We start from the raw sequence: 26,087 nt of genomic DNA on the forward strand, positions 1-26,087 counted from the left end.
CGCGCGATGACGCAGCAGCGCGCGTCCGCGGGCGCGGCCCTTGGGGTTGGATGGCAACGCGGGTTGTTTTCATGGCACCCACAGGTCCTCTAGCTTTTGCGCCTGCCGATGCGCAGCGCATCGAGCAGCACGAACAGCGGCGCCCACAGCACCATGCCCAGCAGCGGCGCCCACCAGTACGACCATGGCAGCTGCGGCTCGTCGAGCATCAGGTGCACCGCGGCGCTGACCACGCGGTCGTTGAACAGCAGCGCCCCCATCACCAGCGCCTGCTGCGCCATCGGGAAGAAGCGCACCTGCGAGCGGAAGCGCTGCAGGATGAAGGCCATCACCGTCAGCCGCAGCGCCTGCTCGCCAAGGATGCCGCCGAAGGCGAGGTCGCCCAGCAGCCCAATCAGGAAGGCAAACCCCAGGCCCGCGCGATCCGGGTCCTCGATCACCCAGAACGCCACCACCAGCGCCAGCCAGTACGGGCGCAAGGGCTGCACCAGCGGCGGCAGCGGCAGCAGGCCGAGCAGCAGCGCGGCGATGATGCTCACCGGCAGCAGCCAGAGGCGGCGCGGGCGGCTCATGGCTGGGCCTCCTGTCGAGGCCGGGGCTGGGGGCTGGGGGCTGGGGGCTGCGGGCCGGCTGAGAAAGAACTGGTCTCCTGCGCCTTTCCGGGGGCGCCTGGAGATGCCTTCGCGGCCTCCCCCGGCATCACCGCCGGTTGCTGTTGCTGTTGCTGTCCCAAACCCCCAGCCCCCAGCCCCAGGTCCCTGCTCTGCTGCAGCAGCAGCACGTCGCGGCCGCGGTCGAGACGGGCAGCGGGCTTGAGCGCCCCGAGCAGGAAGGCGCGGCTGTCGTCGGGACGCAGCGAATCGATCGTGCCGACCGGGAACCCCGGCGGGAACCGTCCGCCGAGTCCGGACGTGATGATCGCGTCGCCGACCTTGACGTCGGCCGACAGCGGGATGTTGGGCAGCTCCAGCTCGTCGCTTCGGCCCTTGCCGTAGGCCACCAGGCGCACGCCGTTGCGGCCGACCAGCACCGGCACCGCGTGGTCCGGATCGGTGAGCAGCAGCACGGTGGCGGTGGTCGGGGTGACTTCGATGATCTGCCCGACCAGGCCACCGGCATCGATCACGCTCTGGCCCTGGCGCACGCCGTCGCGGCTGCCGGCGTCGAGGATCAGGCGCTGGCGGGTGGGGTCGAGGTCGATGTCCAGGATCGGCGCCAGTTGCACATCGAGGCCGCCACGCTCGGCTGCGCCGAGCAGGCCGCGCAGGCGTGCGTTTTCCGCCGCCGCCACCTGCAGCCGCGCCTGGCGCGCGCCGCTGACGAGCAGCGCGTTGCGCAGCCGGCGATTGTCCTCGGCCAGCATCGAACGGGTCACCGCGTCGTCGCGCACGCTGTCGCCCAGCCGCGCCGGCAGCCCGGCCAGCCACCACAGCGGCTGCACCGCGACGTTGGCCTGGGCGCGGATCCGGGTCAGCCAGCCGCCGCGATGGTCGAGCACCAGCAGCGCCACCGCCAGCGCAAGGTAGGTCAGCAGGCGCAGCGTGCCCGCGACATCACCGGTGCGTGGAGGCGTGGGGCTGGTGTAGGCGGGCACGTGGGGGCCGGGATTGGGGATTCGGGATTGGGGATGTGGAACAGCGCGGCCCCGGCGCAAGTCACGGACCACTCGAGGACGGATGAGGGCACGGGCATCCATGCAGTGCCGCGGACACCCCCTGCATCCGCGTTCTCAGGATAGGAAAGTGCACCCGCTTTTGCGAATCCCGAATCCCGGATCCCGGATCCCGGCTTCTTCAGTCGTAGGCGAAAAACTCGTTGCCGTGCGTGTCCAGCAGCTCCAGCGCGCGGCCGCCGCCACGCGCCACGCAGGTCAGCGGATCCTCCGCCACCTGCACGTGCAGCCCGGTTTCCTCGGAGAGCAGGCGGTCCATGTCGCGCAGCAGCGCGCCGCCGCCGGTGAGCACGATGCCCAACTCGGCCACGTCGGCGGAAAGCTCCGGCGGGGTCTGCTCCAGCGCCTGCTTGACCGCGCTGACGATCCCGGCCAGCGGTTCGCGCAGCGCCTCGAGCACTTCGCTCGAAGTGATCGTGATCATCTTCGGCACCCCTTCGGCGAGGTGGCGGCCGTAGACCTCCATCTCGATCACCCGGTCCTGCGGCCAGGCGTTGCCGATCTCGAGCTTGATCTTCTCGGCGGTGCTGTCGCCGATGAGCATGCCGTGGTTGCGGCGCACGTAGTTGATGATCGATTCGTCGAAGCGGTCGCCGCCGATCCGCGCGGACTGCGAATAGACGATGCCCGACAGCGCGATCACCGCCACCTCGGTGGTGCCGCCGCCGATGTCCACCACCATCGAGCCGCGCGCCTCGGTCACCGGCATGCCGGCGCCGATCGCCGCGGCCATCGGCTCCTCGATCAGCGACACGTCGCGGGCGCCGGCTTCCAGCGCCGATTCCTTGATCGCGCGCTGCTCGACCTGGGTCGAGCCGCAGGGCACGCAGATCAGCACCCGCGGGCTCGGCCGCAGGAAGCGCGACTTGTGCACCTTGCGGATGAAGTACTTGAGCATTTCCTCGGTGTAGGTGAAGTCGGCGATGACGCCGTCCTTCATCGGCCGGATCGTGGTGATCCCGCCCGGGGTGCGGCCGAGCATCTGCTTGGCCTCGGTGCCGACGGCCGCGACCGTGCGGTTGCCGGAGCCGGAGCGGTCCTGGCGCACCGCGACCACGGACGGCTCGTTGAGCACGATGCCCTGCCCGCGGACGAAGATGAGGGTGTTGGCCGTGCCGAGGTCGATCGACAGGTCGTTGGAGAACAGGCCGCGGAACTTCTTGAACATCGGGGGAGAATGTCCGTGAGGAATGGGTGAAAAGAGTCGGCTAGCCTAGCAAAAAAGCGGGCCGTGGATGCTTGGCGGACGCGGTTTTCCGCGGCGGGAGCAGCGCCCGCGGGCGCTGCCAGGGCCGCGATGCGGCGCCCGAACGCCCAAGCGTGACCCACGGCCACATCCGCACGGCGCCCATCCGGGGCCCGCGCCGGGGCCCGCGCCGGTGCCCGCTTCGCTGGCCTCGCCGCACCCGGCCGGCTAACCTAGCCGCCCATTCCCGCCCCGAACGAGCGCTTGCCTGATGTCTGCCCTGATCTGTGGCTCCCTGGCCTACGACACCATCATGGTGTTCCCCGACCAGTTCAAGAACCACATCCTCCCGGACAAGGTGCACATCCTCAACGTCTCGTTCCTGGTGCCGCGGATGCGGCGCGAGTTCGGCGGCTGCGCCGGCAACATCGCCTACAACCTCAAGCTGCTCGGCGGCGACCCGGTCCCGATGGCCACCGTCGGCCAGGATTTCGGCCCGTACCGGGAATACTTCGAGGAGCTGGAGATCAACCTGTCGCAGGTGAAGGAAATCCCGGAGCTGTTCACGCCGCAGGCCTTCATCACCACCGACCACGACAACAACCAGATCACCGCCTTCCATCCCGGCGCGATGATGCGTTCGTACGAGAACCACGTGCGCGACGTGCCCGGCATCAGCATCGGCATCGTCAGCCCGGACGGCTACGAGGGCATGATCCAGAACGCGAAGGAATTCGCCGAGGCCGGCATCCCCTTCATCTTCGACCCCGGCCAGGCCATGCCGCTGTTCAACGGCGCCGAGCTGCGCGCCTTCATCGAGCAGGCCGACTACGTCACCGTCAACGACTACGAGTCCAACCTGCTGCAGGAACGCACCGGCTGGGACGAGAAGACCATCGCCGGCAAGGTCAAGGCCTATATCGCCACCCGCGGGCCGAAGGGCGCGATGATCTTTGCCGACGGCAAGATCTTCGACGTGCCGCCGGCGCACGAGCGCCGCATCACCGACCCCACCGGCTGCGGCGACGCCTTCCGCGCCGGCCTGATCTTCGGCATCCAGCGCGGCTGCGACTGGCTGACCATCGGCCGCATCGGCAACCTGATGGGCGCGCTCAAGGTCGAACACCCAGGCACCCAGAACCAGCGCTTCGACTTCGACGAGTTCAACGAGCAGTTCAAGCAGCAGTTCGGGTACGCGCTCTGAGGAACGCGCGGGATTGTTCCCGGCCCGTCACATCACCTGCGCCAGCCACAGCGGCTCGGGTTTCACCAACTGCTCGAACTGCGCATACGGCATCCGCACCAGCTCGGTGTGCGTGCCTGCGTTGAAGACGATTTCCGGGTGTTCCGACAGCCTCGCGTCGACGCAGACCGGCAGGTCGTAGAGGTTGCCGAACGGCGGCATCGCACCGAGTTCGCAGTCGGGGAATGCATCTCGGAACTCCGATTCCTGCGCCAGCTCCACCTCGCGCCCGCCCAGTGCGCGCGACAGGCGGGTCAGGTCGATTCGGTAGGCGGCGGGCATCACCATCATCACCAGGTCGCCGTCGACCTTGAGCATCACGGTCTTGGCGAAGTGGCGGTTGCCGACGTGCGCGCTGTTGGCGGTTTCCTGCGCGGTGATGGTGCGGTCGTGGCTGAGCGTGGTGTACGGCGCGTGGCGCTCGTCGAGGAAGTGGTGCAGGCGGGGAGCGAGCATGGTCGTCTCCTGCTTCGGCTCCGCCGCCACTCCGGCGCGGATCCGGCTGGTAAGCCTGGCGCGCGCGTCCGGGCGGCGCCTCGGTGCGGCGCAGCGCGCTCCGTGCACTGCGTGCCGTGGCGCCGACTCTACTCCGCGAAGGCTTCAGCAACGTGTAGGAGCGCCCCATGGGCGCGATTGCCGCAGCCGCCAAGTTGCGTCACGAAAGGCATCGCGCCCGTGGGGCGCTCCTACGCGCTGTGTCATCCGGCCGCAGGCCGGCGGTCAGTCCCAGCCGGGCAGCTTCTTCCGGTCCAGCCCCGCGACCTCGAACACCGCCGTGCGCGTGCCGCCGGCCTTGACCGGGAACTCGACCGACACCTGCGTGGCGCCCTTCAGCATCCGCCACAGCGCCTTCTCGTCGTTGATGAACATGGCGATCGCATCGTCGGTGTCCGGGCGCAGCGCCGGCATCGATTTCGGCGCCGCGTCGTCGATCTTGACCTTGACCTTGCAGCCGCCGTAGCAGGCGAAGTCGCCGGCCTGCAGCACCAGGTAACTGCTGGTGCCCCAGGTGGGGTGGTCGCGGAAGATCAGCCGCACCGGATTGGCGCCGCTACCGTCGGTGTCGACGGCCTCCTTCGAGTAGATCGCCGCCGACAGCTGCTGGCCGCCCTTCACGTTCTCGGCCTGGTAGCTCCACAGCGCGGCGACGCGCGCGGCTTCGCGCAAGGCGTCGGCCTTGGCCTTGGCGTCCTCGTAGTGCGGGCGGATGCGCGCGGCCTGCTGCGTGTCCGGGAAGCGCGCGAACAGCACGTCGCCCTGGGCCTTCGCCAGCGTCCAGTTTTCCGCGGCCACGGCGGCATCGAAGCCATCGGCGTACTCCCTGGCCGCCTTTTCGTCGGCCGCGGTTTGCGCGGCGGCGCGCGCAGCTTCCTGGGCCGAGCGGTCGCCGCAGCCCGAAACAGCGGTGGCGGCCAGCGCCAGCAGCGCGGCGCACAGGATGGTGCGATGGTTCATGCGTGGGCTCCCTGTTCGAACGGTGCGGCGGCGAGCAGGCCTTCGATGGCGTCGACGATGGCGTCGGGCTGCTCCATCACCGTCATGTGGCCGCTGCCGTCCAGCAGCACTTTAACCGCCTGCGGGATCGCGGCTGCGTAAAGGTCCATCGCACTGGGGTCGATCACCTTGTCGTGCGCGCCCCAGGCCAGCAGCGCCGGCTGGCGGATGCGCGCGGCCTCGTCGCCGGGCAGGAACTGCTCGGGCCCGCGGCCGATCTCGTCGAGCACGGTTTGCTCGAAGGCCGCGTCGCGGCGGCGCTGGGCGATGAGGATCGCCGGCGCCGGCCACGGCAGCGCCGGCAGCGCGCGGCGGTCATGGAAGAGGATGTCGAGGTAGTGCGCGAGCGAGGCGTGGTCGTGCACGCCGAACGGATTGCCGCCGGCCAGCACGTCGAGCCCGAACTGGTTGTCGGCGAAGCGCACGCCGGCGGCGTTGAACAGGCCCACGCGGGCGACCAGCCCCGGCTCGCGCGCGGCCAGCACCGCGGCGATGCCGCCGCCCATCGAATGCCCCAGCAGCACCACGGGCCGGTCGCAGGTGGCGCGGATGAAGGCGGCCACGCGCGCGGCCTGCGCGGCGAAGCCGTGGCCGGCGACGCCCTCGCGCGTACTTTCGCCCCAACCGGGCAGGTCGGGGAGCAGCAGCCGGTAACGGCCGCGCAGGCGCCTGGCCACCGGGTACCAGTTTTCCTTGCTGCCGGTGAAGCCGTGCAGCATCACCAGCACCGGCGCATCGGCGTCGCGCGCCTGGCCTTCGGCGTAGACCCAGCGCAGGCCGTCGACGTCGACAACGCGGCGGGCGAGCCCCGCCGCCATCCGTTCGCGCGCGAACTCGGCGCGGATCAGCGCATACGGATCGCGCCACAGCCGCCACGCGGCCGCCAGAACGAACGCGGCCGCCACGAGGGCGGCCACGATCAGGACGGTCTGCCAGCCGGGCATCGCGTCAGTTGGCGGGCGGCGCCGGGTCCGGCGCAGGCGCGGTGGCGTCGCCGGCGATCGCGGGCTTCTCGCTTTCGGCCGGGGCGGCCGCGGCTGCGTCGCCGGCATCGGCTGGCTTCGCAGGCGCCGCCTTGGGCTTCGCGCCGTCGATCATCTCCTGCACCGAGCCGGTGGTGATCGGGTGGTAGCCCGGCTTGGCCTTGGCGAACACCGCCTTGGCCAGCGCAAGGCCGTCTTCGGTCTGCACCAGCGCCTTGTAGGTCGGCATGATCAGCTTGCGCCGGCCGATCTTCTCCAGGAACGCGGCGATCGCGTCGTTGGCCTGGGTGTAGCCGCTGCGCACCGCCAGCGGATACCAGCGCTGCGCGATCTCGCCGTTGGGCGTGCCGGTGAAGTGGTAGGCGCCGTCGAGCTGGGCCAGCTGCTCGACGCCCAGCGTTTCGGGCATGGCCTCGATGAAGTGCACCCATTCCTGCGTGCTCCACGCGCCGGTAATCACCGGCGGCGGCAGTTCGCCGCTGCCCAGCCACGCCAGCCGCGCCGAATCGACCACGCCGAACTTGCGCGCCAGCACCTTGGGTGCGGTGGCCGGCACGCCCGGCTGGTACAGCCATTCGTCGAACTCTTCCTGGCTCACCTTGCCCGGGTACTTGCGCAGCAGGTTGGCCTCGGCGTAATCGGCGAACTGCTCGCTGGAGATCGACTGGAACGCGAAGTGGTCAAAGTAGCCGCGCAGGAACGCGTCGAAGTCGGCGCGCCCGAAGCGCTGCTCGAGGAACTGCAGGAACCACGCGCCCTTGGTGTAGACCGTCGCGCCCGAGCTGTTGTCCGGATCCTTGAGGTCGCCCGGCTTCTCGGCCAGCACCTGCAGCTTCGGATCGACGGTCTTGAACTCCTCGGCCAGCTCGTTGCGCGCGATCACGCTCTCCATGTCGGCCTGGTCCTTGCCGTACAGGGCCTCGATGATGCGGTTCTCGACGTAGCTGGTGACGCCTTCGTTGAGCCACGCATCCTTGGCGCTGGAGAAGGTCACGAGATTGCCAGACCAGCTGTGCGCGAGTTCATGCGCCACCAGCGACACCAGCGACTTGTCGCCCACGATCACCGTCGGCGTGGCGAACGTCAGGCGCGGGTTTTCCATGCCGCCGTACGGGAACGACGGCGGCAGCACGAGGATGTCGTAGCGGCCCCAGCGGTACGGGCCGTACAGCGCCTCGGCCGTCTCGATCATCTTCTCGGTGTCGGCGAACTCGGCCTGCGCCTTGTCGACCATGGCCGGCTCGGCCCACACGCCGGAGCGCTCGGAGATCGGCTTGAACACCAGGTCGCCGGCGGCGATCGCCATCAGGTAGGACGGGATCTTCTGCGGCATCTTGAACGTGTAGTCGCCGTCGCGCGCGGCCTTGGGGTCGTTGTCGGCGCTCATCAGCACCATCACGTCCGGGCGCGATGTGACATGCGCGCTGTAGGTGTAGCGCACGCTGGGCGTGTCCTGCAGCGGCACCCAGCTGCGCGCGTGGATCTGCTGCGACTGGCTGAACATGAAGGGCAGCTGCTTGCCCTCGGTCATCGCCGGCTCCAGCCACTGCAGGCCCGACGCCTCGGGCGAGGTGGCGTAGGTCACGCGGATGTGCGCGTTGCGCTCCGGCGCCTCGATCGTGAACTTGCTGCCGAAGATCGCGTCGCGCTCGGCCAGGCCGTACTGCAGCGGCTGCCACTGGCCGTCCTTGCTTTCGCCCTCGACCTTGTCGATCGACAGGTCGCGGGTATCGAGGACCAGCTGCCTGGCGTCCTTGTCCTTCCAGTCGAGCGTGTAGGTCGCGGTGCCGGAAATGGTCCTGGCGTCGAAATCGATCTTCAGGTCCAGCGCCAGGTCGTCGATGGCGACCTTGCCGGGCTCTGCGTAGGAGTGCTCGTCGACGCTGGCCGGAGCGGCCGCGGCGGGTTTCGCGGTGGGCGTGGAAGTCGCGGTATCGGCCGCGTCGCGTTGGCAGCCGGCCAGGGCAACGGCAAAACCGAGGGAAATCAACAGGGCGCGCATTGGGATCCGGGGGAAGCGGGCAGGGTCGCCAAGTCTAGCGCCCCGCTTGCGCGTGCCCAAATCATGGCCGCAGGTCGGGGCTACGCGCCCGACGCGCGCGGTGGTCGGAAATGCGAGGGTGTTGCCGGCGCGTCGGCACGTCGGGGGCGTAGCGCGGCGATGGCCGCTCCCGCGGATCCGGGCAGTGCGGGCGTCAGACCTTGTAGCCGGTGTGGATCGCGACGATCCCGCCGGACAGGTTCCTGTAGTCGCAGCGCTCAAACCCGGCCGCTTCCATCATCGCCTTCAGCTCGTCCTGCGGCGGGTGCTTGCGGATCGACTCGGCCAGATACTGGTAGCTGTCGGCATCGTGCGCGAACAGCCTGCCCAGCCGCGGCAGCACCTTGAACGAATGGAAGTCGTACAGCGGCTTGAACCAGTCCGCCTTCACTTCCGAGAATTCCAGCACCCGCGCCTGCCCGCCCACCTTCAGCACCCGCAGCATCTCGGCCAGCGCCGCGTCCTTGTCGGTGACGTTGCGCAGGCCGAAGGCGATGGTGACCAGGTCGAAGCTGGCGTCCGGGAACGGCAGCGCCTGCGCGTTGCACTGCACGTACTCGAAGCCGCGCACATTGCCGCGATCGGTCATGCGGTCGCGGCCGACGCGCAGCATGTCGCCGTTGATGTCGCCGAGCACCAGCTCGCCCTCGGGACCGACGCGGTCCTTGAGCAGCGCGGCGATGTCGCCGGTGCCGCCGGCCAGGTCAAGCACGCGGTCGCCCTTGCCCACCTGCGCGGTGGCGACGAAATAGCGCTTCCAGACCCGATGGATGCCGAGGCTCATCAGGTCGTTCATCAGGTCGTAGTTGCCGGCCACCGACGAGAACACCTCGCCGACCAGCTTCTGCTTCTCCGCCACCGGCACGTCGCGGAAACCGAAGTGGGTGGTGCCGGGCTTGTCCGTGGATTCGTTCATGCGGCGATTATCGCACCCGCAGGCGCGGTGCTTGCCCGGCACATCGGCAATTCAACGTACCGCTTGCCCGCTTTCGATGCGCCCCGGCCCGGAATCGCGCGCAGCCCGCGCGGACCGCGCCGGCTGCGGCCGTTGCGGCGCCACCGGCGCAGCCTTCCTGCGCAGCGCCGGCAGCCGGCCGCCGGTGATACGCGGCATCGGCCCCACCGTGACCAGGAAGCCGGTGGCCGTCATCGCGTCCACCCGGAACCAGCGCGAGTGGTCGGGCGACAGCCAGCTTTCGCCCGGCTTGAACATCGAGCCCTCGTTGTTGGACACGTCCGCCGGCGGCACGTCCGCATCCACGCTGTAGGCGGTGCCGTAGTTTTCCATCCTGTGGACGATCACCGCGTCGCCGGCCAGCGCCGACTCGTAGGTGCCGGTGCGCTGGCGTGCTTCGAGCGTGTAGACCACCGTCGCGTAGGGGTCGGGCCGCGCCGACATCGCGATCACGATCATCTGCGGGTTGGTCGCGTTCTTCAGGCCGGCGAAGTCCAGCGCCACCTGGGTGGGGGCGAGGTCGCCGGCCGGGATGACGCGCTTGCGCGCCGCGTCCACCCAGCCCAGGCGTTCGCGCTGCAGCATGTTGATGTGCTTGGGCAGCGCGCCGAAGGTGACGTTGTGCATGGCGTTGCTCCAGGCATCGCTCATCACGTCCCAGGGATTGTCGTAGGTGTCGTCGTCGCCGTCGGAGTTGTCCGAATGCGGCAGGCCGTAGCCGTGCCCCATTTCGTGCGCGAGCGGCGCCAGGTTGCCGAACGACCACGGCGGGTTCCAGGTCGTGCTGAGGCAGCGGCGCGCGCCGTCGAGCGTGGCGCAGGCACCGCCGCCCCAGGCGTAGCCGTCGAGATCGCCGTTGAACATCATGTTGATGCCCTGCACGCCCGCGAAGTCGACCGTAGGGTCGGCCGCCGCGCCGCAGTCGGTGAACAGCTTGTCGAGGTCGGCCTTTTCCTCGCCGTCGACCATCGTCACGTAGGCGTCGCGCGGCGACGGCAGCGTGAACCAGCCGTACGCCTGGCTGCCGGCCAGGTCGATCTTGCCGTACGACACTTCAATCCAGTAATGCCCGAGCTGGCCGGGCATGTAGCCGTACTGCGAGGTGAAGAAGCTCGTGGGCTTCTGCTCGGTGGCGATGTCGCTGAACTTGCAGGCCAGCGTCACCCAGCGGGTGGTGCCCGACACCGCCGCCTCCGCAACCACGCGGCCGGCGGCATCGAGTGCCGGCGCCCGCTGCCACGAACGCTCGGCCGGGACGATCACCTCCACCACCCTCCGCTGCAGCACGCCGCGGCCTTGCGTGGCGAACGCCACCGCCACGCGCCGGTTGGACAGCGCATACAGGTCGCCCGCCGCGCGCCGCGCCTGCGCGGGGTCGAGCGCGATGCGCGCGCCGTCGTCGGTGACGAGGGTCGCAAGCAGCCGCGTCGGCAGGCGCTGCTCGACGGGCGCGGGCATCGGGTCGCCCCACTGCAGTTCCAGCCGGCCCTGCACGACCTGCGCGCTCGCCGCGCCGCAGCCCAGCAGCAACAGGCCCGCGAGCCATGTGCGCGCGAATGGGCGGATGCCGCCCCGGCTTGATCCGGACATGTGGACCCCCTTCCCGTCGATGTCCCGGCTGGCGCCCCCCGCCAGCCCGCACCTTCGCACTATCCATGCGCGGGCCCGTTTCGCAAGTCGCCACCGCACTCAAGCCCGTGGCACCATCGTGCGTCCCGACAGCGCCACGGCTCCACCCACATGATCGCCACCCCCGACTACCGCGCCCTGCTCGACACCGCCATCGAAGAGGCCCGCACCGGCCTTGCCGAAGGCGGCATCCCGATCGGCGCCGCGCTCTACCGCGACGACGGCCGCCTGCTCGGCTGCGGCCACAACCGCCGCGTGCAGGAAGGCGACCCGTCGGTGCACGGCGAAACCGACGCCTTCCGCAAGGCCGGCCGCCAGCGCCGCTACCGCGACACGATCATGGTCACCACCCTGGCCCCGTGCTGGTACTGCAGCGGCCTGGTGCGCCAGTTCAACATCGGCACGGTGGTCGTCGGCGAATCGGTCAACTTCGGCGGCGGCCTCGACTGGCTGCGCGAGAACGGCGTCAACGTGGTCGACCTCGCCGACGAACGCTGCATCACGATGCTGGGCGACTGGATCGCGGCCAATCCCGAGGTGTGGAACGAGGATATCGGCGAGGATTGAACCCGCCACGGGCAGGCGCGCGCCGCGTTCGGAGCGCACGCCTGCTGTCCCCGTTCAAGCCCGTGGGCGAAGCGCGACCGCGGGAAAATCCACCGGCACATCGAACGCGACGTTGGTGTAGTTGGTGAAGATGTTGAGCGCGACGTGGGCAAGGATCTCCATGATCTGCCCGTCGCCGTAGCCGTTGTCGCGCAGCCGCTGCACGTCCGCATCAGTGGCCTGGCCACGCGTCTCCACCACCTTGAGCGCGAACGCCAGCGCGGCGGCCACGGCCGGATCGCCGGATTCGCCCGCCTGCGCGCGCGCCATCTCCTCGCCGCTCGCGCCGGCCTTGCGGCCCAGCGCCGTGTGCGCGGCCAGGCAGTACTCGCAGCGGTTGCGGTCGGCGATCGCCACCGCGATCTGTTCGCCCAGCTTCGGCGACAGCGTGCCACCACCGAGCGCACCGAACGCACCCCACATCATCTGCAGCGCGGCGGTCGAGTTGGCCACGGCCTTGAACATGTTGGGGGTCGTGCCGAAGGCGCCGTGGATCTGGTCGAGCACGGCCTTGCGCTCCGTGGTGGCCGCGGCGGGGTCGACGAGGGGAAGCCTGGACATGGAAGTTCTCCGTTGGATGGCGCGGGATGCGCCGGGGAGGACAGTGTCTGGCGCCGGGCTATTCGATTGGATACGATTCGGCGACGTTTCCATGCAGATCGGACAAGACATGTCGCTGGACCGCCTTGAAGGCGTGCTGCGCCGCTTCCAGGTCAATGTGGAGCTGTTCCACACCGGCCCGCTGTGCGGCACCGAATCATTCGACGCCCTGCCCGGCCGCGGCTTCCTGCACGTACTGCGCGGCGGCGAGATGGACGCGCACCAGGCGCTGCCGGGGCATCCGCGCCGCCTGCCGCTCGCCGAACCCACGCTGCTGTTCTATCCGGGCGGCGCGCCGCACCGGTTCGCGCCGCGCGTCGACGCGGCCGCACCGCTGCTGACCTGCGCGGCGGTCCATTTCGAAGGCGGGCCGCAGCATCCGCTGGTGGCCGGCCTGCCGCCGCTGGTCGTGCTGCCGGTGCGCGCGGTCGCCGGCCTGCAGGCGTCGCTCGACCTGCTGTTCGACGAAGCCGACCAGGTGCGTTGCGGCCATCGCCTGCTGGCCGACCGCTTGTTCGAGGTGGTGCTGATCCAGCTGCTGCGCTGGCTGTTCGACCATGCCGCGCAGGCGCGGGTCACGCCCGGGCTGATCCAGGCCCTGTCCGACCGCCGGCTCGCGCGCGCCATCGTCGCCATCCACGGCCAGCCGGGGCACGCCTGGACGCTGGACGAACTGGCCGCCGAGGCCGGCATGTCGCGCGCCGGCCTCACCACCGCCTTCCGCCGCCACATGGCCCGCAGCGTCGGCGATTACCTCTCCGACTACCGCGTCCTCGTCGCCAAGCGCGAACTCTCGCTCGGTCGCCCGGTGGCACTGGTGGCCGACGAACTGGGCTACGCCAGCCCGGCCGCCTTCGCCCGCATGTTCAAGGCCCGCGCCGGGCAGACGCCGCGGGAGTGGGCGGCGCGGGCGTAGGGCGTAGTCGACCTCAAGGACGAATCCTGCATCACGTTGCTCGGCGACTGGATCGCGGCCAACCCCGAAAGGAGATCGGCAAGGACTGAAGGCCGGCACGACCATGAGGAAGCACAGCGCCCTGGCTCGCCATCCCTGCCGAGCCTGCTCGTCATCCCCGCGAAGGCGGGGATGGGCATCCGGTCAGTGGCCATCAAAGCCCGTGGATAACCAGACGTTCGTCCATTGAAAGCCCCGGATTCGCGGGAGTGACAACACAAATTCCCCTCACCAGGCGCGTGGTGGTGTCCATCCGACTTGGGCTGTCCGAGCGCCCACCGGTCGGCGACCTGCTCTCTCAGCGCTTCGTGATCCCCGCCAGCGCCGTGATCAATTCCCGCACCAGCTTGCGGTGGCGGTCTTCCAGCGCCAGGAACGCATCGACCGCGTGCCGGTCGACCGCGCTGGCCTCCCAGGCCCCCTTGGGTTCGCGCACCTTGCGCCCGCCGGGGTCTTCCCCGTAAAGCCAATCCAGCGGGACGCGCAGCAGCGTCGCCAAGGCCCGGATGTTCTCCGGCCGCGGGATTGACTGCCCCTTGATCCAGCGGTGGGCGGCGGCCGTGGTCACGGCGGTGCCGCCGTACTGCGGCACCAGCCGCGCCAGTTCGGCCGCGCTCTCCGGCAACTTCGCCTTCTGCAACGCCTCGCGCAATCGCGCGCCAAACCCAGCCTGCTCGCTCTTCATGCCGCGAACGTAGGCGGCCCGGCGGCCGCATCAATCAATTATTGATTTATGATCTGATCAATTGTTGATTGATAACGCTTGGCCCCGTGCTCGCAACCCTGCTCAAAAAACTGCCGGAGTGCGTCGCCCAAGGCCATCGGCAGGCAGGGCCGCGCTAGATGCCGCTGCTGTCCTGGCACAACCGCGACGAGGACCTGACCCGCGCGGCTCGCACGCCATACCGGCTACTGGAGCCAGTGGCCAGCCTGTCGTATGGGGAAGTTGATTCGCCGAACATGCTGATCGAGGGAGACAACCTCGATGCGCTCAAGGCGCTGCTGCCCTACTACGCGGGGCAGGTGAAATGCATCTTCATCGATCCGCCCTACAACACGCGCAGCGCGTTCGAGCACTACGACGACAACCTCGAGCATTCGCAGTGGCTGTCGGTTATGTACCCGCGGCTGGAATTGCTGCGTGAACTCTTGTCACAGGACGGGTCGATCTGGATCACGCTGGACGACAACGAAGCCCACTACCTCAAGGTCATCTGCGACGAGACTTTTGGACGAAGAAACTTCATTGGCAACATCGTCTGGAATCATAGAAAGAGCGTGCAGAACGACGTTGTCATCAGTCTTTCCCACAACCACGTTATCGCGTATGCAAAGGACGGCAAGAACGTTGCGCTGAATCGACTTTCCGTCGATGAAAGTAGGTATGAAAATCCTGACAAGGATCCCCGAGGACCATGGTCCGCAACGCCTTTTGATGCACCGAATGTGAGGCCAAACCTTACTTACGCAATTCGAAACCCGAACACGGATGAAGAGTATTGGCCCCCGAAAGGCCGATGCTGGCGTACTACCGAAGCGGAATACCTTCGCCTCTTGAAAAGCGATGAGATTGTTTTCGGGAAAACCGGAAGGTCAAAGCCGCAGCAGAAACGATTCCTCGGAGATGCCGCCAAGAAAGGTAGCACTGTAAAGACATGGTGGGACGACGTTGGTACCGCCACCGAAGCCACGAAGGAACTGCAGAAACTTGATGTTGATTTCGATACACCTAAACCAGAACGCCTCCTCGAACGCATCCATTTGATCGCCACCAACCCCGGCGATCTCGTCCTCGACAGTTTCCTCGGCTCCGGCACAACCGCGGCCGTCGCCCACAAGATGGGGCGCCGCTGGATCGGCATCGAAATGGGCGAACACGCCCGGAGCCATTGCCAGCCACGCCTCAAGAAGGTTGTGGACGGAGAACAGGGCGGCATTTCCGAAACAGTCAAGTGGAAAGGCGGCGGCGGTTTCCGCTTCTACAAGCTCGGCGTCCCGGTGTTCGACGAGAACGGCCATATCCGTGCCGGTATCAAGTTCGAACATCTGGCCGCACACGTCTGGTTCGCCGAAACCGGCACCGCGCGTTCGACTCGTGCGAAGAAGCAGGCCTTCCTCGGCGAACACGGCGGCACCGGCTACTACCTGCTGTTCAACGGCATCCTTGGCGACGAACGCAAGACCGGCGGCAACGTGCTTACCCGCCGCGTGCTGCGATCGCTGCCGAAGTTCGACGGCCCGAAGGTGATCTACGGCGAAGCCTGCGACCTTCCCGGAGAACAGCTGCGCGAACTCGACATCGCCTTCCGGCAAACCCCGTACGACATCAAGGCGCGCTGACCATGGCCCTCGCGCTCAAGCTCTACCAGCAACGCGCGCTCGACAGCCTGGAGCGATTCTTCGAGGCCGCGCGGCTCGGCGACACGGCCAGCGCATTCGCGGCCTGCGTCGACAAGGGGCTTGTCGAGCAGTACAAGCCCATGCCCGGCCTGCCCGCAGTGCCCTACGCCTGCCTGCGCATCCCCACCGGCGGCGGCAAGACGGTGATGGGCGCGCACATCATCCAGTCGGCTGGCCGCGCATTGCTCGAACGCGAGTTTCCGCTGGTGATGTGGATGGTGCCTACCACCCAGATCAAGTCACAAACGCTGGAGGCCTTCCGCGATCCACGGCATCCCTACCGGCAGGAACTCGACAACGCCTTCGACGGACAAGTGACAGTGTTCGACGTGGCCGACTTCGCCCAGATCCGGCCCGCCGACGTGGGCACCAGGGTGTGTGTCGTCATCTCCACCGTGGCCGCACTGCGGGTGACCGACAAGGAAGGCCGAAAAGTCTACGAACACCACGAGGACCTGGAGCCACATTTCGCCGGTAGCACGCGCGGCCTCGCCTACCTGGACAAGGGCGAAGACGACAACGCGCTGGCCTCGTTCGCCAACCTGCTCAAGCTGCATGGCCCACTGGTGATCATGGACGAGGCGCACAACGCCACCACGCCGCTGTCCTACACGGTTTACGAACGGCTCGGGCCGCGCGCCGTGGTTGAACTGACCGCAACGCCGGATACCGCCAGTTCCAACGTGCTGGTCAGCGTTTCGGCCTTCGAGCTGAAGGCCGAGAACATGATCAAGTTCCCAGTGGTGCTGAAGGAACACGACGGCGATTGGCAGGTTGCGGTGAGCAGCGCCGTGGCACGGCGAAAATCGCTGGCACGGACGGCGTTGGGCGAACCGGACTACATCCGGCCAATCCTGCTGGTGCAAGCCGAGAACGCGCGTGGCGTGGCCACCGTCGAGGAGGTCAAGCGCCACCTGATCCAAGCCGACGGCGTGGACGACAGGACCATCGCGATCGCGACCGGTGACCAGCGCGAGATCGACGGCGTCGACCTGTTCGCGAAGGATTGCCCCATCGAAATCATCATCACCAAGCAGGCGCTGAAAGAGGGCTGGGACTGCTCGTTCGCCTATGTCTTCTGTTCGGTGGCGCAGGTCAAAAGCGACAAGGACATCCAGCAGCTCCTTGGCCGCGTGCTGCGCATGCCCTATGCCACCCGCCGCCGGCAGGAAGCCATGAACAAGGCCTATGCCCACGTCGTCACCGACGACTTTGGCCGCGCCGCTGGAGAACTGACGCAGTCGCTGGTGAACATCGGCTTCAACCCGATGGAGGCGGCGGCAGCCATCCGCGACGACGACGCCATCGCACCGAAACTGCCACTCAAAGGCGGCGAACTGGCAGCCTGCACGCCACCAACGACGCGCATCGAAGTCAACAAGGCACCGAAGCTGGACGACGTACCGGAGCGCGACCTGCAACGGGTCAGGTTCGTCGCGAACGAAGGTGGCAAGGGCGGCACTGTCGAGATCACCGACGAGATCGACGCGACCACCGTCGACGCCATCGTCCTCACCGCGCCGCCAGGCAAGCGTGACGAACTCGCTGCACAAATCGAGCGCCACCAGCTGGCTTCCCTTGCCGCCAAGGCGCCAAGCGAGCGCGGTGCCGTCTTCGCCGTGCCGCGCCTGTGCATGGTCGAACAGGGAGAACTGGAACTGGTCGACCGGGGCGTGGTCCCGGCCACTTTCGCGTGGGACTTGCTTGCCAGCCCGCCCGACCTGTCGACCTTCCGCTTCGACGACCAAAGCATGACCTTCGAGGTGGATCTTGAAGGCCGGAAGGTGAACTACCACCAGGTCAAGGACGACGTTGCCACGTACCTGCCCGGCTTTGCGCAAGATCGCAGCGAAACCGACCTGATCGGCTGGCTCGACCATGAGGTGCGGGAACCGTTTGTCAAACAGCCGGTCCTGCGGGAGTGGCTGCGACGGGCGGTCCGCGGGTTGCTGGACGAACGCGGGTTCTCGCTGGCTCAATTGCTCAAGGGACAATTCATCCTGCGCCGCAAGCTGACCGAGCAACTGCAGCTGGCGAAGGAACTGGCCTATCGGGACGGGTTCCAGCAGGCCCTATTCCAGGACGGCTTGGAGATCGTGGCCAGTGATGGTCCCGACCACGCGTTCACCTATCCGGCGGACATGACGCGGTACCCGGCGCACTCGTACTATCAGGGCACCTACCGCTTCAAGAAGCACTACTACCCGATGCCCGCGGACTTGAAGAGCATCGGCGAGGAGTTCGAGTGCGCCCGGGCCATCGACCTGCTGGACGAAGTCGAGTTCTGGGTACGCAACCTCGTCCATCCGACACAGTTCTGGATGCCGACCTCCCGCCAGCGCACTTACCCGGACTTCGTGCTGAAGCTGAAGGATGGCCGCCTGTTCGTCGTCGAGTACAAGGGGGGCGACCGCTTCACCAGCGACGAGGAAAAGGAAAAGCGCCTCGTCGGCGAGCTGTGGGCCAATCGCAGCAACGGCAAGGGGCTCTACTTCATGGCGCAGAAATCGGACGGCCGCGGGCACAACGTGCGCGAACAGTTGCTGGCGGTAATCGCCGGCTAATGATGATGCGTCACCCTGCAGTCCACTCTTCGCCCTGCATGATCCGCTTCATGGACTGATGGAACATCGGCACGGCGACTGCAGTATCGCCGGGCTGGGGCGCTACACCATGCGCTTGGCGACGAGGTGATTCCTGGTCGTTCCGAAGGTCATCGCCTTGCGACCCAGCAACGCAGCAATGTCGATCACGAGCCGATCCGTCACGCCTTCCCGACCCTGCCGCCATGGACACCGCATGCCAGTGCCGCGGATCATTTCGCCAGCCGCAAGGCCTTGCCTCCGCAGCGAAGCCCGGCAGCTCCCGGCCCCCGGCGACGACGCCGGCCAGCGCCAGCGCGCTGATCGCGCTCAGCGCGCCTTGATGGTGAACGCGCCGAAGGCCACGCCCAGGTCCCAGCCTTCGCCGGTGCCCGCCAGGGCCAGCGAGACGTCGCCCTTGGTCATCGCCTGCGCCTTGCTCGACTTGACCGCACCCGCGTGGGCTTCGGCGGCGACATAGGTACCGAGCAGCTCGTGGATGTCACGGACCGGGGAGAAGTCGCCGCGGCCGCCGCGGATCTCCGACTTGCCCACGGTCAGGCCGCCGCCCTTGGCGCTGATGCTCACCGCCATCGACTGGCCGTTGCTGCAGCGCACATGGCCGGTGCCCGAAGCGGTCTTGTAGAGCACCGACCAGCCCGACATGTCGAAGCTGAGCCGGCAGGACACGTCGCCGGCGGACGCGGGCGCCGCGGCCAGGCACAGTGCCATCACGGCGGCGGCAGTCAGGAAAATCCTGGACATCGTGAATCCTCCTCTCAAGCGGCCAGCGACGCGGTGTCGATCACGAACCGGTACTTCACGTCGCTGCGCGCCATCCGGTCGTAGGCGGTGTCGATCTCCTGCGCCGGGATCATCTCGATGTCGGCCACGATGCGCTTTTCGGCGCAGAAGTCCAGCATCTCCTGGGTCTCGGCGATGCCGCCGATCAGCGAGCCGGCGATGGCGCGGCGCTTGAAGATCAGGTTGCCGATGTTCGGCGACGGATGCGGGTGTTCGGGCACGCCGACCAGCACCAGGGTGCCGTCGCGCTTGAGCAGCGCGGTGTAGTCGTCCAGCGAGTGGCTGGCGGCCACGGTGTTGAGGATGAAGTCGAAGCTCCCGGCGTGCGCCTTCATCTCGTCCCGGTTGCGCGACACCACCACTTCGTCCGCGCCCAGGTCGAGCGCGTCCTGGCGCTTGCTCTCCGAGGTGGTGAACGCGACGACGTGCGCGCCCATCGCGTGCGCGATCTTCACGCCCATGTGGCCGAGCCCGCCGATGCCGACGATGCCGACCTTCTGCCCCGGACCCACGTTCCAGTGGCGCAGCGGCGAATAGGTGGTGATGCCGGCGCACAACAGCGGCGCGACCGCGGCCAGCTGCTCCTGCGGGTGGCGGATCTTCAGCACGAACTTGTCGTCGACCACGATGCGCTGCGAATAGCCGCCGAGGGTGTGACCCGGCGCGTCCTTCGTCGGGCCGTTGTAGGTGCCGGTGAAACCGTTCTCGCAGTATTGCTCCAGCCCTTCCGCGCAGGACGCACAGTGCTGGCAGCTGCCGACCAGGCAGCCGACGCCGACGGTATCGCCGACCTTGAATGCGGTGACGTCGCCGCCCACCGCGCTGACGTGGCCGACGATCTCGTGTCCGGGCACGCAGGGATACAGCGTGCCGCCCCATTCGGAGCGAACAGTGTGCAGGTCGGAGTGGCAGACGCCGCAGTAGGCGATGTCGATCTGCACGTCGTGCGGGCCGGGCGCGCGGCGCTCGATGTCGATCCCCTCGAGCGGCTTGTCGGCGGCGTAGGCACCGTAGGCTTTGGTGGTCATGGGATGTCTTCCTCCGGGGAGTGTGGGGGTGGGAAGCGTCAATCACTTGTGCGCGCCCCGGTGCAGCGGGTCGCGGCGGCTTTTGATCCGGATGCCGGCCAAGGCCGCCGGCTGCGCCTGGTCGGTGGCTCCGGACATCCGGCCGGCGGCACCCGGATTCTCCTCCTGTGGCGCGGCGTTGTCGTCCCCGGGATCGCGGCGTCGGCCACGCGGCCTGCGGGCAGGCGCGAACACGGGAGCCTTGCCGCGGCCGCCATGTGGCAGTTGTAGGAGCGGCTTCAGCCGCGAGCCTCTGATGCTGCCACTGTAGGAGCGACGGGAGTCGCGATGCTTTACCGGGAATGCTTCGCGACTTCCATCGCTCCTACGAAAGCCAATCAACGGCTCGCGGCTGAAGCCGCTCCTGCAGGAGCTGCGGGACGTCAGAGGATGTAGCGGCTCAGGTCGGGGTCCTGCACCAGTTCGCCCAGGTGCTGGTCGACGTAGGCACGGTCGATCACGACGGTGTCGCTGCGGTCGGGCGCCTCGAAGCTGAGGGAATCGAGCAGGCGTTCGAGCACGGTGTGCAGGCGGCGCGCGCCGATGTTCTCCTGGCGCTCGTTGACCTGGGCGGCGATCTCGGCGAGACGCTCCACGGCGTCGGGCGCGAACGTCAGCGCCACGCCTTCGGTCTTCAGCAGCTCGACATACTGGCGGGTCAGCGACGCCTTGGGCTCGGTGAGGATGCGGACGAAATCGTCCTTGCTCAGCGCGGACAATTCGACGCGGATCGGGAAGCGGCCCTGCATCTCCGGGATCAGGTCGCTGGGCTTGGCCAGGTGGAACGCGCCCGACGCGATGAACAGGATGTGGTCGGTCTTGACCGAGCCGTACTTGGTGCTGACGGTGGAGCCTTCGACCAGCGGCAGCAGGTCGCGCTGCACGCCTTCACGGCTGACGTCGGCGCCCATGCCCTCGCTGCGCTTGGCAACCTTGTCGATCTCGTCGATGAACACGATGCCGTGCTGCTCGCAGGCCTCGATCGCGGCTTCGCGCACCTCGTCCTCGTTGACCAGCTTGGCCGCCTCTTCCTCGATCAGCTGCGGGCGCGCGGCGCGGATCGACAGCGTGCGCTTGTGGGTCTTGCCACCGCCGAGGCTGGAGAACATCTGCCGCAGCTGCTGGCCCATCTCCTCCATGCCGGGCGGGGTCATGATGTCGACGCCGACGTTTGCGGACAGTTCGAGTTCGATCTCGCGCTCGTCCAGGTCGCCTGCGCGCAGCTGCCTGCGCAGCTTGGTCCGGGTCTCGTTGTCGTTGCCCTTCGCCGAAGGTTCCGCACCGATGTCCACCGTGGTGCTGGCGCCGAAACCGAAGCCGCTGGCCGGCACCTGCCGCCGCGGCAGCAGGGCGTCGAGGATGCGATCCTCGGCGCGCTCCTCGGCCTGGGTGCGCACGCGGGTCTTGGCCTGCTCGCGATAGAGCTTGACCGCGGTGTCGGCGAGGTCGCGGATGATCTGCTCGACGTCCTTGCCGACGTAGCCGACCTCGGTGAAGCGCGTGGCTTCCACCTTCACGAACGGCGCGTTGGCGAGCGTGGCCAGGCGGCGCGCGATCTCGGTCTTGCCCACGCCGGTGGGGCCGATCATCAGGATGTTTTTCGGCATCACCTCGTTGCGCAGCTCGTCGTCCAGCTGGGCGCGGCGCCAGCGGTTGCGCAGCGCGATGGCGACCGCTCGCTTGGCCTGCTGCTGGCCGACGATGTGGCGGTCGAGCTCCTGCACGATCTCGCGCGGGGTCATGGTTGAAGAGCTGGAATTAGGCATTGGGGATTCGGGATTCGGAAAGGCGAGGGTTGTCATACGAGCGTCGGATCCGGCGGGGGAATCGGCTTTCGAATCCCGAATCCCCAATCCCGAATCCCCGCTGTCAGAGTTCTTCGACCACGATGTTGCGATTGGTGTAGATGCAGATATCGCCGGCGATGTTGAGCGCCTCGGTGGCGACGGCTTTCGCGTCGAGCTGGGTGTGCGCGAGCAGCGCGCGCGCCGCCGACAGCGCGAACGGGCCGCCGGACCCGATCGCGACCAGGCCGTCCTCCGGCTCGATCACGTCGCCGGTGCCGCTGATGATCAGCGACGTCTGCTTGTCGGCCACCGCGAGCAGCGCTTCGAGCTTCCCGAAGCGGCGTTCGGTGCGCCAGTCCTTGGCCAGTTCCACCGCGGCGCGGGTGAGCTGGCCGTGCTTTTCCAGCTTCGACTCAAACAGCTCGAACAGGGTGAACGCGTCGGCGGCCGCGCCGGCGAATCCGGCCAGCACTTGGCCGTCCTTGCCCAGGCGGCGCACCTTGCGCGCGTTGGCCTTCATCACCGTGTTGCCGAGCGTCACCTGGCCGTCACCGGCAACGACGACGTGGCCGTTGCGGCGCACCGACACGATGGTGGTGGCGTGGAAGACATTGGGGTTCTGGCTGGGGTCCATGCGGCCTCCGGGGTCGAGTCTTCTGGATGGGGGCCGGTGGCCGGGGACGCAAGCCCCGCAAGCGCCCCGTAGGAGCGGCCCGTGGCCGCGAGCTTTTTCCCGGCAACCGAGCGCAAGATCAAAAGCTCGCGGCCATGGGCCGCTCCTACGGGGTTCAGTCGCCTTTCTTGCGCTTGGCGCGCGGGTGCGCGGCGTCGTAGACCCTGGCCAGGTGCTGGAAATCCAGGTGGGTGTAGATCTGGGTGGTGGCGATGTCGGCGTGGCCGAGCAGTTCCTGCACGCCGCGCAAATCGCCGGAGGACTCGAGCACGTGGCTGGCGAAGCTGTGCCGCAGCATGTGCGGGTGCACGTGCTTGAACATGCCCTGGCGCTGGGCGAGCTGGCGGATGCGGATCTGCACCGCGCGCGGCGAGATAGGCGCGCCGCCGCGGCCGGGGAACACCGGGGCGTCGCTGGCGGCCTTCGTTTCGTCGCGCCAGGCGTCGAGCGCCGCGCGGGCGTGCGAACCGACCGGCACGCTGCGCTGCTTGCTGCCCTTGCCGAGCACGGTCACCAGCCCGTTGCCCAGGTCCAGGTCGCGCCAGCGCAACGCACACAGCTCCGACAATCGCAGGCCGGAGGAATAGAACAGTTCCAGCAGCGCGCGGTCGCGCAGGCCGAGCTTCACGTCGGTCGGCACTTCGACCAGGCGCGTGGCCTCGTCGGCGTCGAGCACCTGCGGCAGCTTGCGCGGCGCCTTGGGCGCACGGATCGCGGCGGCGGGGTTGAGCGCGACATGGCCGTTCTTCAGCAGCCACTGGAACCAGCTGCGGCAGGCCGAGAGGCGGCGCTGCAGGCTCTTGGGCGACAGCCCGCGCCGGTGCTCGGCGGCGACGAAGGCACGCAGCTGCTCGGCCTGCAGGGTTCCGGGATCGGCGATGCCCTGCCCCTGCGCCCAGTCCGACAGCGCGGCAAGGTCGCGCCGGTAGGCATCGAGCGTGTGCGCCGACATGCGGCGCTCGACTTCGAGGTGGGCGAGGAAGTCGGCCGGGCTTGCCATGGCTACGTGGAGCGATGCATGGCGCAGGACGATCCGCTAGGGATCGAACCTGCGCAGCGCGGTCGCGAACGCCTCGCCCATCATGCGCAGGAACAGCGTGCCCATGCCGGGATAGAAGCGGTTGGCATCGCGGCTGCCTACCGCCACCAGGCCGGCGCCAGCCAGCGGCAGCAGCGCGGTCGACTGCACTTCGTCCACGCGCGGGCCGTACAGCAGCGCCTGCTTGTCCGGATGCAGGCGGCCGCACAGCGGTTCGCCTTCGGCCAGGCAATCGCGGAACGGCACCAGCATCGCGTCGTCGCGCGGGATCACCTGCAGCCACTCGGCGTCATCGAGCCCCGCGACCGGCGCGAACAGCACGATCCGCACCAGGTCGCCGTTGAAATCCTCGCTGAGCCTGGCCACCATCGCGCGCACCGTGGCGGCCGCGCTGTCCTGGCGCAGCAGGTTGAGCGTGAGTTGCTGTGTCTGCACCGCGAGGCGCTCGTTCTCCTGCGCGATCGCGTACAGGTCGTGCAGGCGGCGGGTCAGCTCGCGGTTCTTGTCGCGCAGCACTTCGAGCTGGTAGCTGGCCAGCGACGCGGCCGGGCCTTCCTCGCGCGGCACCACCATGCTGATCGCCAGGTCCGGGAACTGCTGCAGGAACTTCGGATGCAGTCGCAGCCATGCGGCGACTTCGTGGGCACCGAGTCTGTCGGCGGTTTCGCTCATTGCAGCCACTCCCCTTCGAAAACGAATGCGGTCGGCCCGGCCATCATGATCTGCGCGCCGTCGTCGGGCCAGGCGATGCGCAGGTCGCCGCCGGGCAGCGACACGGTCACGTCGCGGCCGATGCGCCCGCGCCGCACCAGCACCGCCACCGCCGCGCAGGCGCCGCTGCCGCAGGCCAGCGTTTCGCCGACGCCGCGCTCGAACACGCGCAGGCGGACCAGGTCACGCGCGACCACCTCGGCGAAGCCGACGTTGGCCGACTGCGGGAATACGCCGTTGCGCTGCAGCGCCGGGCCGACGGTCGCCACCGGCGCGGCATCGACGTCGGCCACCTCGACCACCGCGTGCGGGTTGCCGGTCGAGACCGCGCCGAAGCGCAGCGGCTGGTCGCCCAGCTCGATCTCGTACTCGTCCTGCATGTCGCTGAAGCCGGCCAGCGGGATCGCCTGCGGCGCGAACCGGGGCACACCCATCGCGATGCGGTAGCGGCCGTTGCCCAGCGCTTCCACCGCGTGGGTGCCGGTCGGGCTGTCGAGTTCGAACGTCGCGCCGCCCGTCGCGCCGTCACGCACCAGCCATGCCGCGACGCAGCGCGCGCCGTTGCCGCACTGCTGCGAAGACGAGCCGTCGGCGTTCCAGATCCGGTAGGACGCGACCGATGCCGCGCTGCGTGGCGCCTCGACGGTCAGGATCTGGTCGCAACCGACGCCGGTGTGGCGGTCGGCCAGCGCGCGGCACAGCGCCGGCGACGGCGCGCTGGCGGCCGTGCGCAGGTCGAGGACCACGAAGTCGTTGCCGGCGCCGTGCATCTTGCTGAAATGCAGCGCGGCCACAGGTACATGCGGGCGACCAATCATTGCTCAGTCGCTGTCGCCGCCGTCGTCCAGCGGCAGCGGCTCAGGTTCGACCGGGGCGCCATCATCCGCCGGCTCGGTGGCGGATCCCGCGTCTCCGGCCGGCGTACCGGCGCCTGTCGCCGGCTCGGTTCCTTCGTCCGCGGCGACCGGTGCTTCGGCCTCGTCGGGCGCGTCGGGCAGGACCAGCGGGCCCTTGTTGCCGCAGCCGGACAGGGCCAGCGCGGCGGCGATCGAGAGCAGGGTCAGGCGCGTGATGTTCATGCCCCGCAGTGTAGCCGTGCCGGTGCGCGGCGCGAAGGCGGTGGCTGAATCCGCGCTGCAGTCGCGTGGCCGGACCGGCTAACGCGGGCCCGGCGCCGGTGGTTCGGGCCGCCGCCACAGCCATGCGGCCGTCACGGCCATGCAGCCGATGCCGATCGCGGCCATCCACGCGCGCGGCGCCGTCCACCACAGGACCAGCCCGCAGGCGGCCATCGCCAGCGTCGCCATCCACTTGGCGCGCCGGCGCACCGCGCCGTATGCCTGCCAGTCAACGATCATCGGCCCGAACACTCGGTGCGCGAGCAGCCAGCGGTGCAGGCGCTCCGACCCGCGCGCGGCGGCGAACGCCGACAGCAGCACGAAGGGAACGGTGGGCAGTCCCGGCAGCACGATGCCGACCAGGCCCAGGCCGAGGCTGGCATAGGCCAGCAGCCACCAGGCCCAGCGGAAGCGATGCGTGGTCACGGGTCGACGCCGGGTTTCATGCTGCCTGCCCTTGCAGGAGCGGCTTCAGCCGCGAGCTTGTGTCCGGCCGCCCACCTGCGAAGACAGGGGCTTGGAAGGGAGCGTGCGCGGTTCCC

Annotated in this window: 25 protein-coding genes; 5 read left to right on the forward strand and 20 right to left on the reverse strand. The window is 68.5% G+C overall.

All coding sequences use genetic code 11. The features are described 5' to 3' along the window. Window positions 1-89: 89 nt before the first annotated feature. The 3 genes from mreD to H570_RS0112540 form a co-directional block, all read right to left on the reverse strand. The gene (mreD, locus tag H570_RS0112530; RefSeq protein ID WP_027081037.1) at window positions 90-572 is read right to left on the reverse strand and encodes a rod shape-determining protein MreD; all 483 of its coding nucleotides are present in this window, start codon (window positions 570-572) and stop codon (window positions 90-92) included. Next, window positions 569-1,594 (reverse strand): rod shape-determining protein MreC, encoded by a 1,026-nt coding sequence (mreC, locus tag H570_RS17525; protein ID WP_051176371.1) that lies wholly within the window; start codon window positions 1,592-1,594, stop codon window positions 569-571. Before mreC ends, mreD begins: the two co-directional genes overlap by 4 nt. 199 nt (window positions 1,595-1,793) lie before the next feature. Continuing rightward, window positions 1,794-2,840, reverse strand: coding sequence for a rod shape-determining protein (locus tag H570_RS0112540; protein WP_027081038.1), 1,047 nt, complete (start codon window positions 2,838-2,840; stop codon window positions 1,794-1,796). A gap of 289 nt (window positions 2,841-3,129) precedes the next feature. On the opposite strand from H570_RS0112540, the gene H570_RS0112545 reads away from it, so the two are divergent. Beyond that, window positions 3,130-4,062, forward strand: a complete 933-nt coding sequence (locus tag H570_RS0112545; RefSeq protein ID WP_027081039.1) for a carbohydrate kinase family protein — start codon at window positions 3,130-3,132, stop codon at window positions 4,060-4,062. Window positions 4,063-4,089: 27 nt separating this feature from the next. Here the strand turns inward: H570_RS0112545 and H570_RS0112550 are convergent, their stop codons facing one another. The 6 genes from H570_RS0112550 to H570_RS0112575 all read right to left on the reverse strand — a co-directional run bounded on the left by H570_RS0112550 (window position 4,090) and on the right by H570_RS0112575 (window position 11,164). After that, a complete protein-coding gene (locus tag H570_RS0112550) occupies window positions 4,090-4,557 on the reverse strand; it encodes an aminoacyl-tRNA deacylase (RefSeq protein ID WP_027081040.1) in 468 nt (155 codons plus the stop codon). Window positions 4,558-4,821: 264 nt separating this feature from the next. Beyond that, entirely contained in the window at window positions 4,822-5,556 is a 735-nt protein-coding gene (locus H570_RS0112555) for a hypothetical protein (protein ID WP_027081041.1), read from the reverse strand. Then, a complete protein-coding gene (locus H570_RS17530) occupies window positions 5,553-6,539 on the reverse strand; it encodes an alpha/beta fold hydrolase (RefSeq protein WP_051176372.1) in 987 nt (328 codons plus the stop codon). Before H570_RS17530 ends, H570_RS0112555 begins: the two co-directional genes overlap by 4 nt. A 4-nt stretch (window positions 6,540-6,543) precedes the next feature. Further along, window positions 6,544-8,580, reverse strand: coding sequence for a M1 family metallopeptidase (locus H570_RS17535; protein ID WP_051176373.1), 2,037 nt, complete (start codon window positions 8,578-8,580; stop codon window positions 6,544-6,546). Window positions 8,581-8,773: 193 nt separating this feature from the next. Continuing rightward, window positions 8,774-9,535, reverse strand: coding sequence for a bifunctional demethylmenaquinone methyltransferase/2-methoxy-6-polyprenyl-1,4-benzoquinol methylase UbiE (ubiE, locus tag H570_RS0112570; RefSeq protein WP_027081042.1), 762 nt, complete (start codon window positions 9,533-9,535; stop codon window positions 8,774-8,776). Window positions 9,536-9,586: 51 nt separating this feature from the next. Then, complete coding sequence (locus tag H570_RS0112575) at window positions 9,587-11,164, reverse strand: metallopeptidase domain-containing protein (RefSeq protein ID WP_156899972.1); 1,578 nt, start codon at window positions 11,162-11,164, stop codon at window positions 9,587-9,589. Window positions 11,165-11,314: 150 nt separating this feature from the next. Here H570_RS0112575 and H570_RS0112580 point away from each other — a divergent pair, with 150 nt between their 5' ends. Next, a complete protein-coding gene (locus tag H570_RS0112580; RefSeq protein WP_027081044.1) occupies window positions 11,315-11,770 on the forward strand; it encodes a nucleoside deaminase in 456 nt (151 codons plus the stop codon). Window positions 11,771-11,824: 54 nt separating this feature from the next. On the opposite strand, the gene H570_RS0112585 is transcribed toward H570_RS0112580, so the two are convergent. Beyond that, complete coding sequence (locus H570_RS0112585) at window positions 11,825-12,370, reverse strand: carboxymuconolactone decarboxylase family protein (protein ID WP_027081045.1); 546 nt, start codon at window positions 12,368-12,370, stop codon at window positions 11,825-11,827. Window positions 12,371-12,461: 91 nt separating this feature from the next. Between H570_RS0112585 and H570_RS0112590 the strand changes: the two genes are divergently transcribed. After that, window positions 12,462-13,325: an AraC family transcriptional regulator gene (locus tag H570_RS0112590; RefSeq protein ID WP_211219113.1), complete on the forward strand. Its 864-nt coding sequence runs from the start codon at window positions 12,462-12,464 to the stop codon at window positions 13,323-13,325. Between the two features lie 337 nt (window positions 13,326-13,662). On the opposite strand, the gene H570_RS18335 is transcribed toward H570_RS0112590, so the two are convergent. Next, window positions 13,663-14,049 carry a helix-turn-helix domain-containing protein gene (locus H570_RS18335; protein WP_051176374.1) on the reverse strand — a complete coding sequence of 129 codons (387 nt, stop codon included), beginning with the start codon at window positions 14,047-14,049 and terminating at the stop codon, window positions 13,663-13,665. A gap of 158 nt (window positions 14,050-14,207) precedes the next feature. On the opposite strand from H570_RS18335, the gene H570_RS17545 reads away from it, so the two are divergent. Together H570_RS17545 and H570_RS0112620 are read left to right on the forward strand one after the other, a co-directional pair. Then, window positions 14,208-15,704 carry a site-specific DNA-methyltransferase gene (locus H570_RS17545; RefSeq protein ID WP_036136073.1) on the forward strand — a complete coding sequence of 499 codons (1,497 nt, stop codon included), beginning with the start codon at window positions 14,208-14,210 and terminating at the stop codon, window positions 15,702-15,704. Window positions 15,705-15,706: 2 nt separating this feature from the next. After that, the gene (locus H570_RS0112620; RefSeq protein WP_027081049.1) at window positions 15,707-18,328 is read left to right on the forward strand and encodes a DEAD/DEAH box helicase; all 2,622 of its coding nucleotides are present in this window, start codon (window positions 15,707-15,709) and stop codon (window positions 18,326-18,328) included. 348 nt (window positions 18,329-18,676) lie between these two features. Here the strand turns inward: H570_RS0112620 and H570_RS0112630 are convergent, their stop codons facing one another. The 9 genes from H570_RS0112630 to H570_RS0112675 form a co-directional block, all read right to left on the reverse strand. Next, on the reverse strand, window positions 18,677-19,111 hold the full coding sequence (locus H570_RS0112630; RefSeq protein WP_027081050.1) for a hypothetical protein: 435 nt from the start codon (window positions 19,109-19,111) through the stop codon (window positions 18,677-18,679). Window positions 19,112-19,125: 14 nt separating this feature from the next. Next, a complete protein-coding gene (locus tag H570_RS0112635; protein WP_027081051.1) occupies window positions 19,126-20,178 on the reverse strand; it encodes an NAD(P)-dependent alcohol dehydrogenase in 1,053 nt (350 codons plus the stop codon). A 422-nt stretch (window positions 20,179-20,600) separates the two neighbouring features. Continuing rightward, on the reverse strand, window positions 20,601-21,983 hold the full coding sequence (hslU, locus tag H570_RS0112645; RefSeq protein WP_027081052.1) for an ATP-dependent protease ATPase subunit HslU: 1,383 nt from the start codon (window positions 21,981-21,983) through the stop codon (window positions 20,601-20,603). Window positions 21,984-22,086: 103 nt separating this feature from the next. Then, the gene (hslV, locus tag H570_RS0112650) at window positions 22,087-22,638 is read right to left on the reverse strand and encodes an ATP-dependent protease subunit HslV (RefSeq protein ID WP_027081053.1); all 552 of its coding nucleotides are present in this window, start codon (window positions 22,636-22,638) and stop codon (window positions 22,087-22,089) included. Window positions 22,639-22,792: 154 nt separating this feature from the next. Further along, entirely contained in the window at window positions 22,793-23,677 is an 885-nt protein-coding gene (gene xerC, locus H570_RS0112655) for a tyrosine recombinase XerC (protein ID WP_084500171.1), read from the reverse strand. Between the two features lie 36 nt (window positions 23,678-23,713). Continuing rightward, on the reverse strand, window positions 23,714-24,388 hold the full coding sequence (locus H570_RS0112660; protein ID WP_027081055.1) for a DUF484 family protein: 675 nt from the start codon (window positions 24,386-24,388) through the stop codon (window positions 23,714-23,716). Then, entirely contained in the window at window positions 24,385-25,245 is an 861-nt protein-coding gene (gene dapF / locus H570_RS0112665; protein ID WP_036136077.1) for a diaminopimelate epimerase, read from the reverse strand. Before dapF ends, H570_RS0112660 begins: the two co-directional genes overlap by 4 nt. A gap of 3 nt (window positions 25,246-25,248) precedes the next feature. After that, entirely contained in the window at window positions 25,249-25,506 is a 258-nt protein-coding gene (lptM, locus tag H570_RS0112670; RefSeq protein ID WP_027081057.1) for an LPS translocon maturation chaperone LptM, read from the reverse strand. Window positions 25,507-25,584: 78 nt separating this feature from the next. After that, on the reverse strand, window positions 25,585-25,971 hold the full coding sequence (locus H570_RS0112675) for a YbaN family protein (RefSeq protein WP_027081058.1): 387 nt from the start codon (window positions 25,969-25,971) through the stop codon (window positions 25,585-25,587). Window positions 25,972-26,087: the final 116 nt, after the last annotated feature.

The sequence above is a fragment of the Luteimonas mephitis DSM 12574 genome, assembly GCF_000422305.1.
GTDB lineage: Bacteria > Pseudomonadota > Gammaproteobacteria > Xanthomonadales > Xanthomonadaceae > Luteimonas > Luteimonas mephitis.